Here is a 13451-nt window from a genome sequence, read left to right as displayed (position 1 = left end):
TTATGAAGATTAGTGATTTATATAGAAGAGATGGAAAATTAGTTTATATAAAACAACCAAGGTTTGAAGAATTAAATTATGTAAAAAAGTTATGGTGTGATTATGAAACCATGAAGGATGTAGGTGGCGTGTTTACATTCCAAGAAGATAAATGGGGAAATTTCTATAAAAAAATGGTCATGCCTACAGATGGAAAAAACTTTTATTGTTTGATTTTTAATAAGGAAGATACACCTGTGGGTGAGGTAAGCTTTCATGGTTATGATTCAGCAACAAAAATTGCTAGATTTAATTTAAAGGTAGAGTCTAGTCATAGGGGGCAAGGATATGGAGCCGAGGCTACAAAACTTATTTTAGAATACTTTTTCTATGAGTTTGGTGGACTTGTTATTATGGATTCGGTTTCAAACAAGAAGTCTCAGGAATCCTTTTTAAAGTTGGGCTTTGAAGCAGTTGCAAGGCACGGAAATGATATAACTTTTAAATTGACAAAAGAAAAATTTCTTGTAGAAGAGAGCTGTGAAAATAAAAATGTATCAATCATAGTTTTGGAAGGTGCAGATTTATTAAGTATAAGTGGGCCGATTGAGATATTTTCTTTAGCTAATAAAATTCATGACAAAAATATATTTGATGTTAATACAATTGGCATTGAAGATGGAATGGTAGAAACTTCTAGCGGGTTTAAGCTTTCTGCAAACTCAGCTTTTTCTCAAAGTGACTGCCCAAACATACTTATTATACCAAGTGGAAAATATACCGAAGATATTTTGAATAATCAAAAACTAAGTGATTTTTTAAAGAGATGTTATTATGAATGTGAGATGGTTTTAGTAATAGATTCTGGTATAATGTTACTTGCAAAGTCGAATTTGATAAAAGACATGCCTATAGCTGTGCACTCTAAGTTAAGAAATAAAATTCAAGAGATCTGTCCGAAGGTTAAGATTGTTAACAAATCAATGGTTGATAACGGAAGAGTAATGATAGGTTCAAGTATAATGAGTAGTTTAGATATTTGCATCAATGCAATAAAAAAGCTGTTAGGTGAAGAAAAAGTAGTAGAGATAATAAATCATATGGAAAATAAATAGAAGGTATTAGAGAAACACTTAAAGGTATATTTTATGACTATAGTATGTTAGTAATCTTAAATAATAGATTTAACATTCTGTAGCCAATTTGTTTTTAGGAGGGATATTTTGAAGCTTGAACTTACAACACCTGCATTACTTTTTACAGCGATTTCTCTTCTTATATCTGCATATACTAGCAGGTTTGCTACATTAGCTCAACTGCTTAGACAATTAGACCTACAGTATAGAAAGATGCCAGAAAAGCGAGTTTTGGCGCAAATAAAGAATTTAAATAAAAGAGTGAGACTTATTAAATACATGCAAACTATGGGAGTATTTAGTTTCTTTTTATGTGTTTTATCGATGTTAGCATTATTTTTAAATAAACAAGTTATAGGACAGATAACTTTTGGCATAAGCTTGGTAGCGCTTCTAATATCCTTATTACTTTCATTGTTAGAACTACAAATATCAGTAAATGCTATAGTATATCAATTAGAAGATTTGACTGAAATCAGTAATAAACTAAATGAGAAAAATAAAACTGAATAAAGCTTGAATGAAATGTCACTTTTACAAATGAGAAGGATGAATATAATGATTGGAATTAAAATTGAAAAAAATAGGACTAGAAACTTAATTCTGAGAGCACATATAAAAGATGAATTTAAAGAAAATTCCATAGTGAGAAGGTGTTTATTGGATAGCAAGAAGCTAAAGGGGAAGAGTATGTACCCTTATGTTATTCCTTTGAAATACCTTGCCATAATAGTAAATAATTTAGATAAGAGTTTATTAAAAATACATAAGAATAGCATAAATAGTTTTTTAGAATTTTCTGATGAATATGATGAATTCTATTATTATGAAGTGGAAGCTAATGCGAAATATATGAAAAAGTGGAGAGAAGTAGGATGTCCTAAAATATATAGGATAAATATTGATATAGATAACAAATGCTTAGATAAGGAAATTGCTTTTCAAAGAATGATGTAAAAAAGGTAGCTCGTATGAGCTACCTTTTTCTAGTGATTTGAACTTCCATTAGTGTTATTAGTGTTGCCCACTAGCTGGAGTCCAAAGATTATTATTCGGATTATTGGTAGTGGAATTATTATTAGTAGGATTATTATTAGGATTTGCGTTTGTATTGTTGGATCCATTATTTCCAGTGTTTCCGTTATTTGCTCCGTTATTGTTATTAGCGCTGTTATCTGTAGGTGGAGGAGTAGGTTTTGTATCATCCTGCTCCGTTGGTAATCCTATTCCTGCTTGAGTTGAATTTTTGACAAATACTCTTTCCTCGATCAAGTTAGCAGGTGTATTATCTGTGGCAAGTTTACCGTTAGCTTTATTTATCTTAGCTGTTACGTGAACATCACATAGTGCTGTAGGTTGAGTTCCATCTATGAATATATCCTGCACAACTCTGTTACCTCTAGAATCTTTGCTGCATAAATCAGTAGGGGATTTTCCAGAGTCAATACATACTGAAGCTTTTACTATTCCAGAAGGCATTTCGATTTCTTTATATTGTAATCCATTATGAGCTACAGCCATGATTTTACCCCAAATTGGCGAAACTGCAGAACCACTAAAGCCTTTAAGTGTAGTTGGTTGGTCATAACCTACCCACACAGCTCCAGATAAGTAAGGTGTTAACCCAGAGAACCATAAATCTTTATTATCAGTAGTAGTACCTGTTTTACCAGCGACTGGTATATCTCCAAACTTTGCTGGAGCAGAAGACCAGCTAACAGGACCTTTTAACAAATCATACATTACATATGCAGATTGAGGTGACAATATTTTTTTTGTTTCAGGCGTCTTATCAAGTATTACCTTACCTGTAGCATCTTTAACTGTAGTATATAAAATAGGTTCAGTGTATACACCTGAATTACCGAAGGTTCCGTAGGCTGCAGCCATTATATAGCTGTTTCCACCGTCTCTATCCTTTGGATCATTGTTAAACTGACCTAGAGCTAGAGTTGCTATACTTGATTTTGATGCTTTGTTGTATTTAAGACCAAACTTTTCACCATAAGAAAGACCAACATTAGTTCCTATAGCATCTTCTATTTTTACTGCTACAGGGTTTCTTGAATATTTAAGTGCATCTCTTAAAGATATAGTTCCTTTATAAGTACCATCTTCATTCTTAGGATTCCAAAGCTGACCCTTGTCGTCTTTAGGATATTTTTTGCTTATTTCTTCAGGCAAAGGAGTATCTTCCTCTGGACTTGCAGGTGTCATTAATTTCATGTCTATTGCAGGTCCGTATACAGTAAGTGGTTTAGTTGCAGAACCTACTGAACGAAGTCCAGAAGTACTATAGGCTCTGTTTATGCTCATAGGAGGTTGATTACCTCTACCGCCTACCATAGCTTTGACTTGACCTGTTTTGTAATCCATTATAGTAGCAGAAGCTTGAAGTTTAGGCCATTTGTAACTTCCAGATTCATAATATTCATTTTTATTGTTTGATAAATTAAAGTTATTGCTGTCATCAAGTATTTGCTGAGTAGCTTGTTGAAGATCTCGGTCCATTGTAGTATATATTTTTAAACCACCGTTTGTAAGCATCTTTGAAGCTTCAGCCTCAGAATATTTATATTTTTGCATCAAATCATTCTTTACTTGTTGTATAACAGGTCTTGAAAACCATTCAAAATTCATTTTCTCAGTAACGCTTGTTTTTTGCTGGAATCCAAAGTTTCCTGCGTCAACATCTTTAATTGCCTGATCGTACTGAGCTTGGGTTATTGTTTGTCTCTCTAACATCTTAGATAGAACAGTCTTTGTTCTATTACGATAAGATGTAGGACTCTTTTGGTTTTGTGGTGAAAAGGCATCATAGTATGAAGGTGCCTGATTCATACCTGCAAGGTATGCACACTGTACCAAAGTTAATTTTTTGTCTTTTACACTTTGACCAAAATATTTAAGTGAAGCAGCTTCAACTCCATATACCTGTCCACCTAAGGGGATTGTGTTTAGATAGGCTTCTAATATTTGTGGTTTAGTTAAAAGTCCCTCTAATTTTAATGCTAAATACATTTCAGTTATTTTTCTTTGAGGTGTAACATCATTAGTTAAAATAGTGTTTTTAAGTAATTGTTGCGTTAAAGTGGATGCACCATGAACTCCTCTTTTTCCTGTAATTATATTCTTTACATCAATATAAATAGCTCCAAGTATTCTTTGGGGATCAATTCCTTTGTGTTCATAAAATCTTTCATCTTCAATGGAGACAAAAGCATCCTTAAGTGATTGAGGAATATCATCGGAAGATACGACTATACGTTGAACATCAGTTTGAACATTATCCATTAACTGTTCTTTATTATCATATATACGGGATTGTTGACTAAGTGAAAGAACGTTATTTACGTTTAATTCAGGTGCGTTTTTTACGATTGCATAAACGTACCCACCACCAACTACAAATGCCGATAATATTAAAAATAAAAATGAAAATAGAAATATTCTAAGTACTTTCCTAGACTTCTTCTTCTTTTTACGTTTGTTATTTATATTCTTTTTCTTCTTCTCTGCCATCTCATCCTCCTAAAATTTAATTTCAAGCAGGAAATAAAAATATTCTACAACATTATAGCATATTAATAAGATGAATACACTATGATAAGTAGGTGAAAAAAATTAGGACAAGCAAATATAAAAAATTAAAATTAATAATTATTTCATGTTCATTTGTAATCATATCCACTTTTTCCTGTTTTATATACTATTTTGATAAAATTATTACTCCAACAGTTATGGTAGTGGCAAATGCTGAGATGAGATCTAAGGCAACAGAAATAATAAACCAAAATATATTAGAGGTCTATTCACAAAAATTTAATTATGATGACATAATAAGAGTTGACAAGGATAACGAAGGTAATATAGTAATGCTAAAGGCTGATACTGTAAAGATGAGTGCCATTGCGGCAGAGGTTGCTTTAAAGTCTCAAAAAGAACTTAATTCCATAGGATCAGTTGGCATAAAACTACCGCTGGGATATATAACTAAGAGTAACATAATGTCTTATTGGGGACCAAAAATCACGGTAAAAATGGAACCTTTGGGAAGGATAGAAACAAAATACTCTTCGGATTTTGAAACTGCGGGAATAAATCAAACTAGACACAAAATTTATATTGAAGTTTATACTAAGATGAAAGTAATAATTCCATTAGAACATGATGAAGTAGAAGTGAAAAATCAGATACCTATAGCTGAAACAGTAATAGTAGGAAAAATTCCAAGAACATCTATAGATTTAAATATGGATGGAATAAAAAAATAAAACACACAAAGTGTGTTTTATTTTTCTTCCCAGTTAAATACATAAGGAACATTTCTATAGTAATCTCCATAGTTAAGTCCATAACCAACTACAAAAACATCTTCAATTTGGAAACAGCAGTAATTAGGTTCTATTGATACCTTTCTTCTTGAAGGCTTATCTAATAATACACAAGTCTTTACAGATAAAGCACCAAATTTTTTAACATGATTTACAACGAAATCCATTGTTATGCCTGAATCAACGATATCATCGACTATTAATACATCATAGCCTTCTATATTATCAGGAATATCATTAACCACTTTTACTACACCAGTAGTTTCTTCTGAATGTCCATAGCTTGAAGTAGTCATAAAACCTATTTTTGCATTTGTATCTATATTTCTAACTAAATCAGCAGCAAATATAAAGCTACCTCTTAATAAAGATAAAACATATAGGTTCTTACCTTTATAATCTTCTGTTATAACTTTACCTATTTCCTTTATTCTAGCTGAAATTTGTTCTTCACTAAAAAGTATATTACGGTTTTTATCCTCCATGATGATCCTCCATCAAAATTAAATTATATAATTATATTTTTCTTTATTGTTGTATTTTAGATGTTTTTAAAATATAAATACATCTTTAGTTCCATCCACAATAAAAAAATATATTTTATTCGTATTGCACTAGTTAAGGAAAGACTTAACTACTTAAATATTAACAAAAATTAATTTTAAGATAAATTAATTTTTATTTGTAAATAGAATCTTTATAAAACGCTCAAAATAATATAGCAACATTTACAAAGTTGTTTTTATAATATAAAATAATATGAAAGTTGTCAAGTAAGGATATACCTTAAAGGAGGTGCTTATATTATGATATATGGAAACGTTGAAGGCGTAAAAAATAGTATATTAAATGAACTAGAGAGTATTTATGACTATAAGGTACCAAAGTACTCTGTTTGCATAGAAGAAATAGTAAATAAAATAGCAGAAATTACTACTACATTAGAGAGAGAAGTAAGTATAGCAATTGATAGAAAAGGCTCAATTGTAAGTGTGGCTATTGGAGATAGTACATCTGTTGAAATGCCGTTAATTGATATAAGTGAAAAAAAGTTATCCGGTGTAAGAATAATACATACGCATCCAAATGGTGTTTCAAATCTATCGGCGTTAGATTTGTCTGCTTTGCTTAAGCTAAAGCTTGATTGTATAGTAGCAGTAGGAGTATCTGAAGGAACAGTTACTGATCTATCCTTGGGTTTTTGTTTTGTTGAAAACGACAAGCTCATAACTGAAGAAGAAACAAACCTATCAGTGGAAACTGTTTTAAACATTAATATATTAGATAGAATTAATCACATAGAAAATATTATTAAGTCTAATAATGTTATTGAAGATTATTCAGAAAAAGCTATTATTGTTGGGTGTGATAGTGAGGATAGTTTAGATGAGCTTGAAGAATTAACTAAGGCATGTGACATTCCTGTTATAACTAGGGTTTTTCAAAATAGAAACAAAATAGACGCTGCGTTTTTTATAGGTAGTGGAAAAGTGGCAGAAATCGCTATGTTAAGACAGACTTATAGAGCAAATTTAATAATATTTGATGATGAACTGTCTGGATCACAAGTTAGAAATCTTGAAGAAGCCATAGGAACTAAGGTAATAGATAGAACGACTCTTATATTAGAGATATTTGCTAGAAGAGCTAAAACAAGGGAAGCAAAGATTCAAGTAGAATTAGCTCAACTTAAATATAGACTTACAAGGCTTGGAGGCTTAGGTACTATTTTATCTAGAACTGGTGGAGGTATTGGTACTAGAGGTCCTGGAGAAAAGAAGTTGGAGACTGATAGAAGACATATAAGGGAAGAAATTTATGATCTATCAAGTGAACTTAAAAAGATAAAGAAAAATAGAGAAACTCAAAGAGAGAAGAGGAACAAGCAAAATATACCTCAAATTTCCTTAGTAGGATACACTAATGCTGGAAAATCAACACTTAGAAACTCTCTTTGCGATCTAGCGTCTTCTAGGGACACAGTGAATAAAGAAAAAGTATTTGAAGCTGATATGCTTTTCGCAACCTTGGATACCACTACAAGAGCTATTACACTTTTAGACAATAGAGTAGCAACCCTTACTGATACAGTAGGATTTGTAAGAAAGCTGCCTCATGATTTGGTAGAAGCCTTCAAATCTACTTTGGAAGAAGTTATATTCTCAGATATATTGTGCCATGTAGTTGATGCATCATCTTCCTATGCACAGGAACAAATTTATGCAGTTGAAGAGGTGCTTGCAGAACTAGGTGTGAGGGAAAAACCAATAATATTAGTATTGAACAAAATTGATAAAACAACCAATGATGTAGTAGAAGAATTACGAAAAGATAACTCTCAATATGAAATAATAGAAATATCAGCTAAAAATAAGATTAATTTAGATAGTCTTTTAAGAGAAGTCGCTAAACAGTTACCAAGTAAAATGAGAGATATAGAAGTTCTGGTTCCTTACTCTGACCAGCATATGGTAGCTTTTCTTCATAGAAACGGTAAGGTTCTTGAAGAGGAATATAAAGAAGATGGTACATATATAAAAGCTACTGTGGATGAAGAGATTTATAATAAAAGTAAGAGTTACGAACTGCAACATTAACTTTTTTCGCGATTGAATAAAATAACTCTTTTTCTAATATAAATATATATGACTAATATCGAGAGTTGAATATCAATATGGATGAAAAGGGTAAAGAAAAGGGTAAAGAAAAGGATAAAGAGTTTCAAGAAAATAATAGTTCTGATGACGAGGAAACAGAAGAAATTGATGAGTCGAAGGATACTGGTGATAGATTTATCAATCAAGGAGTGGGAACATACCCAGCTACTGGTCAGGGACCAAATCCAAGCAGTGCCCTATATCAATTACAAACTGCTGCTGACAAACAAAAAAGCTCATCAGGAAATGGTTCAGATACTATCCCTAAAACTGCTAGTAACTATTTGCTGGCTGGAGATGTAATTGCTAAAACTGATGAGCTAAAAACAGCCACACAATCACTTCAGGTTAATGAACTGGAAAAGATATACTTTGATAGAAAACTCAAACCTCTGGTCGATTTAATTTGGGAGCTTAGTACTACAGCCCAAAACTTTGCTGGTATGTCTAACCTTATTCAAGCTAATAATTATGGTAAAAAAAGAGATGTTAAAAAAGCTCTAGATTTATCAGTGGATATACTAGATGAAGCCGATGAACTATGGGGTTTAGTAAAAACAAGAGTAAGATTTTTTGCGAAAAATATAGATCCGTATGAATAACCCTCCAAAATTAAGGTTTATATTATAATATAAACTTTTGGAGGGATTTATTATGGAAAGAATTTGTCCTTTATGTAACAGTTTGTCAGATATAAAAATCACATGTTCAGTATGTGGAGGTGAGATGGAAGACAAAGGAAGAGTACAGGAATTTAGAGACTCTTACGCACCTGAAGATGAGGTAGAATATGAAAATGGAGATTGCCGACATGTGTTTCAATGTGATAAATGCAAGAAATTAAAAAATGTTGGAATAAAAAGCTTATACATATAACAATTTGCAGTGTTACTTTATTATGGTGAAGTTTTATGTTTCATAGTATAATAAGTACTGAAATAATTTATAGAAGATATATTCAAAAATTATATATTGGGGGCTAATATATATGACAAATGAAATTTTGAGATACCAGAAGGTTTTTAACTCTGTTATTGATAGATTAAGAAAAAATGAAGATATTCTAGCTGTTATGGCTTTTGGAAGCATGGTCACCGGTGACCTTTGGGAAGGGTCAGATATTGATATCTTCGTGATAGTGAAGGAACAGCAAGAGAGTATAAGAAATATTTATACTGAAGAAAATGGTATTTCAGTACATATGAAACTATTAAATAAGGAAAATTTTTTGAATTTTTATGAAAATAATGTTATTGGAGGATATATGCATAGAATACTAATATCCTCTAAATTAATATTCTCGAAGAATGAGTACATAACAAATGTTTTTAATAGCTTTAGATATATAAACGATAGTGAAAGAGAAAAATGGAATTTAGTTTATCTAGGAGATATACTAAAAGATATAAGTCACTGTAAGAAATTAATTGCTAATAACAATATAAAATCAGCTTATTTAGCCTGCATGAGAACTGTTGAAAATTTTGCAAGCTTATTTCTAAACTTTAATGGTTACTTAGTAAGCAAAGATGTTGTAAGCGTTGCTATAAATTTAGATGATAACTTTCACTTTATTTTAGACAAACTTGTTAATGAATCTGATGACTTGGAAGAGGCTATACATGGCGCTTTAAAATTTGTTGAAGATTTTTTAGAAAAAAATATTAGAAGCTGCTGCAGTGCTTTAATAAAATACTTTAGAGAACATAAAGACTTTATGAGTGCTGAAGAGATAAAATTAGATGTGTTTTTTAAAGGATTTAATATACATATGGAAGATATCTTAAAAGAATTATCATCTAGGAAAATAATAAGAAAAGATTTTAGAAGTATAAAAAGTCTTTCTGGAAACTTAATAGGTGAGGAAAATGTATATTGCTAAAGGTATTCATATATAGGGATGCCTATTAGTTTAGGGGAATATTATGGATAAATATAGATTGAAATTTAATGATGAACTTAATAAATATATTCAATTATATGCACATATAAAAAGTTTAATTGATAAAAATCAAATTGAAGATGGTGAAAAGCTTCCATCAATAAGAGAATTAGCAGATTTTTTAAAATTAAATAAAGTTACTATAATTAATGCTTATAAAAAACTACAAGCAGAAGGTTATGCTAATCAAAAAATTGGTAGTGGGACTTATGCTAAGAGAAGAGATAGCATAAAAGGATTTAAGAAGAGTTACTCTATTACCTTTAAAAAGCTTAGTAGTGGGAGACTTAGTGATGTTATAGATTTTACAGGAGAGACAACCTCTGCAGATTTTTTTCCTGTGGCTGATTTGAAAGCGGTTTTAAATGATGTTCTTGATAGAGATGGTGCAGAAGCTTTAATATATCAAGATGTTTTAGGTTATGAAAAGTTAAGAGAGAGAATAAATGAAAAGTTTTGGGATAATAAATTAGATTTTGATGATATACTTATAGTTTCTGGAGCACAGCAAGGAATAGATATAGTTTCAAAAGCACTTATCAATGTAAATGATAATATCATTGTTGAAAAGCCTACTTATAGTGGAGCACTTTCTGTATTCAAGTCAAGAAAAGCAAATATATTTGAAGTGCCAATAGAGAAAGATGGTGTGGACTTAGAGGCACTGAAAAAAATACTAAAAAAGAATAAGATCAAATGCTTTTATTTTATGAGTTATTTTCAAAACCCTTCTACTGTAAGCTATTCGGATTATAAAAAAGAAGAACTCCTAAAACTAGCAGAAGAACATGATTTTTATATTATTGAAGACGATTATTTATCTGAGCTTATATATGATGAAAGCACTAAGTATTCTTCTATGAAATCTTATGATAAAAATGATCGTGTAATATATATAAAGAGCTTTTCTAAGATATTTTTACCAGGAATAAGGATTGGCTATTTAGTATGTCCTAGGATATTTAAGGATTCTGTACAGAACTCAAAGGTCAATACGGATATATCCACGTCTTCCCTTATGCAAAGGGCTCTTGAAATGTATATGGAAAGAGAGTATTGGGTTGAACATATTAAACTTTTGAATGTGCAATATAAAGAAAGATATGACTTTATGAAAACAGAGATTCAAAATAAATTAAATGAAAGAGTAGAATTTGATCCTCCAGGTGGAGGTTTACATTTTTATCTTAAACTTAGTGAGAGCATACAAATAAATTCTATAGAATTGTTTTATAAACTGAGAGAAAAAGGCATACTGATAACCCCTGGTGTTATGTTTTATAAACATTCAAAAGAAGGAGAAAGATATTTTAAAATAGGTTTTTCTCAAACTGACTGTGATAAGATAAAAAAAGGTATAGATATAATTTCTAGTGCACTATCAGAGGAGGCTAAAGTTTATGGCGTACCTAACGATTAAAGGTTACGGAGAAGATAGCTTTGATGAAAAAAAATCAGAGTTTATTGGATACATTAAAAGAACAGAATCAGAAGGAGAAGCAAAGGCCTTTGTTGCTGAGATAAAGAATAAACATAAGGATGCTACTCATAATTGTTATGCTTATATAGTTGGACAAAATATGAATATACAAAGATATAGTGATGATGGAGAACCTCAAGGAACAGCAGGAATCCCTATTCTTGAAGTTATAAAGAAAAATGAAATTACAGATTGTACTGTAGTAGTAACTCGATATTTCGGAGGAATTCTTTTAGGCGCAGGAGGACTCACAAGAGCATATACAAAAGGTGCGGCTGTGGCTATAAAAGCTGCTGGAATAGTGGATAAGGTAATAGGCGTAAGAATCAATATCACATTAGAATACGATTTGTTAGGGAAGGTCCAGTATATATGCGGCCAAAACCAATGGCATATCGAAAATATAGATTATACAGATGTAGTAGATCTATATATTTTGGCTGAGAAGCAAGAAAGTGAAATAATTAAACAAAGTATGACGGAACAAACTAACGGAAAAGTAATCATTTTTGAGGATGAAGAAGGATTATATTTTAGGCAAGATAATAGACTTTTTAAAGAAATATAAGTTTATAAGTAATTGCATTGAATATTAATAACTTAATGTAGCTCAAAATGTTTAGATTGGCTTAAATGGGTATATTTAGCGCTAGTCGAGAGTTTGATAAGTTGAATATGAAAAATGGCTATGATATAATATTTAGGAATTTATTGTATTCATATGATGGTTAGGAGGAACAATAATGTCAGGACATTCAAAATGGCATAATATACAAGCAAAAAAAGGTAAAGTTGATTCTAGAAGAGGTAAGGTTTTTACAAAGATAGGTAAAGAACTTGCAATGGCAATAAAAAATGGTGGAGCAAATCTTGATACAAATTCAAAGCTTAGAGATGTTGTAGCTAAAGCAAAAGCTGCAAACATGCCTAATGATAATATACAAAGAGCAATAAAGAAAGCTGCTGGTGAAGCTGATACAGTTACATATGAAGAAATCGTTTATGAAGGATATGGTCCATCAGGAGTAGCAGTTATAGTAGAAACGTTAACTGACAACAAAAACAGAACTGCTGGTAATGTAAGACACGCTTTCACAAAACAAGGTGGAAATATGGGTGCATTAGGATGCGTAAGCTTTATGTTCCAAAAGAAAGGTGAAATCGTAATAGAAAAATCAGATTCAGTGGATGAAGACGAATTAATGATGATGGCTTTAGATGCAGGTGCTGAGGATTTTTCAGCTGAAGATGAGGTGTTTGTTATAACCACTTCACCTGAAGAGTTTGGTTCAGTAAGAGAAACTTTAGAATCAAACGGGTTAGAATTCTTAGAAGCTGATATTAAAGCAGTTGCAGATACATACACAGCAATAGACCAAGAAACGTCAGTTAAGTTCCAAAAGATGCTTGACCAATTAGAAGATGACGATGACGTTCAGAACGTTTATCACAATGCTGAGTTCCCTGAAGGATGGGAAGGATAGTAGGCTGTTGATTTAGTATTTTCAATGGTTTAGAGGATTCTTTTATTAATTGAAAGGTGATTTTTGGCTGCTATATAGGTCAAAATAATCACATAGTTTAAAGGATCTGCTTCATGAGGATATAATAAAAACACTCTTAAAGGTTGTATGAAAACAACTGAAGGAGTGTTTTTTATTATGTATTTTAATTTAATGGGAAAGAGTAGGATTTTTATTCAGTAGTGTAATTTATAAAATTATATGACTTAGATAGAGAGGCTATATAAAAAAGTAAGGGGGGACACTGCGTGTAGCGGTGTCCAGATAAGGTTAGGGAAAAGAACACAACAATATAAGTGTTCCTGTGTATAATTATAAACCAAGGTAACAGTAATATCAAGCCTTTTGTAACAAAAATAATTAATTAATGTAAAAATGATAGGGAATTTGATTTTAGCAC

Annotated in this window: 13 protein-coding genes; 11 read left to right on the top strand and 2 right to left on the bottom strand. The window is 31.2% G+C overall.

Features of this window, described 5'->3' with window-relative positions; translation table 11 throughout:
* Positions 1–2 precede the first annotated feature (2 nt).
* The 3 genes from J3477_RS05775 to J3477_RS05765 all read left to right on the top strand — a co-directional run bounded on the left by J3477_RS05775 (position 3) and on the right by J3477_RS05765 (position 2072).
* Positions 3–1094, top strand: coding sequence for a GNAT family N-acetyltransferase (locus J3477_RS05775; protein ID WP_206868672.1), 1092 nt, complete (start codon positions 3–5; stop codon positions 1092–1094).
* 108 nt (positions 1095–1202) lie between these two features.
* The gene (locus tag J3477_RS05770; RefSeq protein WP_206868670.1) at positions 1203–1628 is read left to right on the top strand and encodes a DUF2721 domain-containing protein; all 426 of its coding nucleotides are present in this window, start codon (positions 1203–1205) and stop codon (positions 1626–1628) included.
* A 45-nt stretch (positions 1629–1673) separates the two neighbouring features.
* Positions 1674–2072 (top strand): hypothetical protein, encoded by a 399-nt coding sequence (locus J3477_RS05765; RefSeq protein WP_206868668.1) that lies wholly within the window; start codon positions 1674–1676, stop codon positions 2070–2072.
* A 57-nt stretch (positions 2073–2129) separates the two neighbouring features.
* Here the strand turns inward: J3477_RS05765 and J3477_RS05760 are convergent, their stop codons facing one another.
* Positions 2130–4637: a transglycosylase domain-containing protein gene (locus J3477_RS05760; protein ID WP_228731214.1), complete on the bottom strand. Its 2508-nt coding sequence runs from the start codon at positions 4635–4637 to the stop codon at positions 2130–2132.
* A gap of 92 nt (positions 4638–4729) precedes the next feature.
* Here J3477_RS05760 and yunB point away from each other — a divergent pair, with 92 nt between their 5' ends.
* On the top strand, positions 4730–5389 hold the full coding sequence (yunB, locus tag J3477_RS05755; RefSeq protein WP_206868667.1) for a sporulation protein YunB: 660 nt from the start codon (positions 4730–4732) through the stop codon (positions 5387–5389).
* Positions 5390–5406: 17 nt separating this feature from the next.
* On the opposite strand, the gene hpt is transcribed toward yunB, so the two are convergent.
* A complete protein-coding gene (gene hpt, locus J3477_RS05750; RefSeq protein WP_206868666.1) occupies positions 5407–5934 on the bottom strand; it encodes a hypoxanthine phosphoribosyltransferase in 528 nt (175 codons plus the stop codon).
* Positions 5935–6255: 321 nt separating this feature from the next.
* On the opposite strand from hpt, the gene hflX reads away from it, so the two are divergent.
* From hflX to J3477_RS05715, 7 genes are all read left to right on the top strand, one after another.
* Entirely contained in the window at positions 6256–8046 is a 1791-nt protein-coding gene (gene hflX / locus J3477_RS05745) for a GTPase HflX (RefSeq protein ID WP_206868665.1), read from the top strand.
* A gap of 77 nt (positions 8047–8123) precedes the next feature.
* Positions 8124–8708 carry a hypothetical protein gene (locus J3477_RS05740; protein WP_206868664.1) on the top strand — a complete coding sequence of 195 codons (585 nt, stop codon included), beginning with the start codon at positions 8124–8126 and terminating at the stop codon, positions 8706–8708.
* Positions 8709–8760: 52 nt separating this feature from the next.
* The gene (locus J3477_RS05735) at positions 8761–8982 is read left to right on the top strand and encodes a hypothetical protein (RefSeq protein WP_206868663.1); all 222 of its coding nucleotides are present in this window, start codon (positions 8761–8763) and stop codon (positions 8980–8982) included.
* A gap of 112 nt (positions 8983–9094) precedes the next feature.
* The gene (locus J3477_RS05730) at positions 9095–9988 is read left to right on the top strand and encodes a nucleotidyltransferase domain-containing protein (RefSeq protein WP_206868662.1); all 894 of its coding nucleotides are present in this window, start codon (positions 9095–9097) and stop codon (positions 9986–9988) included.
* A gap of 43 nt (positions 9989–10031) precedes the next feature.
* Positions 10032–11468: a MocR-like pyridoxine biosynthesis transcription factor PdxR gene (gene pdxR / locus J3477_RS05725; RefSeq protein WP_206868661.1), complete on the top strand. Its 1437-nt coding sequence runs from the start codon at positions 10032–10034 to the stop codon at positions 11466–11468.
* Positions 11449–12096 (top strand): YigZ family protein, encoded by a 648-nt coding sequence (locus J3477_RS05720; protein ID WP_206868660.1) that lies wholly within the window; start codon positions 11449–11451, stop codon positions 12094–12096. Before pdxR ends, J3477_RS05720 begins: the two co-directional genes overlap by 20 nt.
* Before the next feature lie 175 nt (positions 12097–12271).
* A complete protein-coding gene (locus tag J3477_RS05715; RefSeq protein ID WP_206868658.1) occupies positions 12272–13012 on the top strand; it encodes a YebC/PmpR family DNA-binding transcriptional regulator in 741 nt (246 codons plus the stop codon).
* The last annotated feature ends 439 nt before the right edge of the window (positions 13013–13451 follow it).

This window comes from Clostridium zeae (assembly GCF_017312485.1).
In the GTDB taxonomy this organism is placed as follows: Bacteria; Bacillota; Clostridia; order Clostridiales; family Clostridiaceae; genus Clostridium_AR; species Clostridium_AR zeae.
Note: the sequence above shows the minus strand (reverse complement) of the source record. Positions and strands in the feature narration are given on the sequence as shown.

Bases quoted from the DNA above. Each gene is read 5' to 3' on its own strand.
- J3477_RS05715 (WP_206868658.1), top strand. From the start codon at position 12,272: ATGTCAGGACATTCAAAATGGCATAATATACAAGCAAAAAAAGGTAAA.
- J3477_RS05765 (WP_206868668.1), top strand. From the start codon at position 1,674: ATGATTGGAATTAAAATTGAAAAAAATAGGACTAGAAACTTAATTCTG.
- hpt (WP_206868666.1), bottom strand. From the start codon at position 5,934: ATGGAGGATAAAAACCGTAATATACTTTTTAGTGAAGAACAAATTTCA.
- pdxR (WP_206868661.1), top strand. From the start codon at position 10,032: ATGGATAAATATAGATTGAAATTTAATGATGAACTTAATAAATATATT.
- J3477_RS05760 (WP_228731214.1), bottom strand. From the start codon at position 4,637: ATGGCAGAGAAGAAGAAAAAGAATATAAATAACAAACGTAAAAAGAAG.
- J3477_RS05740 (WP_206868664.1), top strand. From the start codon at position 8,124: ATGGATGAAAAGGGTAAAGAAAAGGGTAAAGAAAAGGATAAAGAGTTT.
- hflX (WP_206868665.1), top strand. From the start codon at position 6,256: ATGATATATGGAAACGTTGAAGGCGTAAAAAATAGTATATTAAATGAA.
- J3477_RS05775 (WP_206868672.1), top strand. From the start codon at position 3: ATGAAGATTAGTGATTTATATAGAAGAGATGGAAAATTAGTTTATATA.
- J3477_RS05730 (WP_206868662.1), top strand. From the start codon at position 9,095: ATGACAAATGAAATTTTGAGATACCAGAAGGTTTTTAACTCTGTTATT.
- J3477_RS05720 (WP_206868660.1), top strand. From the start codon at position 11,449: ATGGCGTACCTAACGATTAAAGGTTACGGAGAAGATAGCTTTGATGAA.
- J3477_RS05735 (WP_206868663.1), top strand. From the start codon at position 8,761: ATGGAAAGAATTTGTCCTTTATGTAACAGTTTGTCAGATATAAAAATC.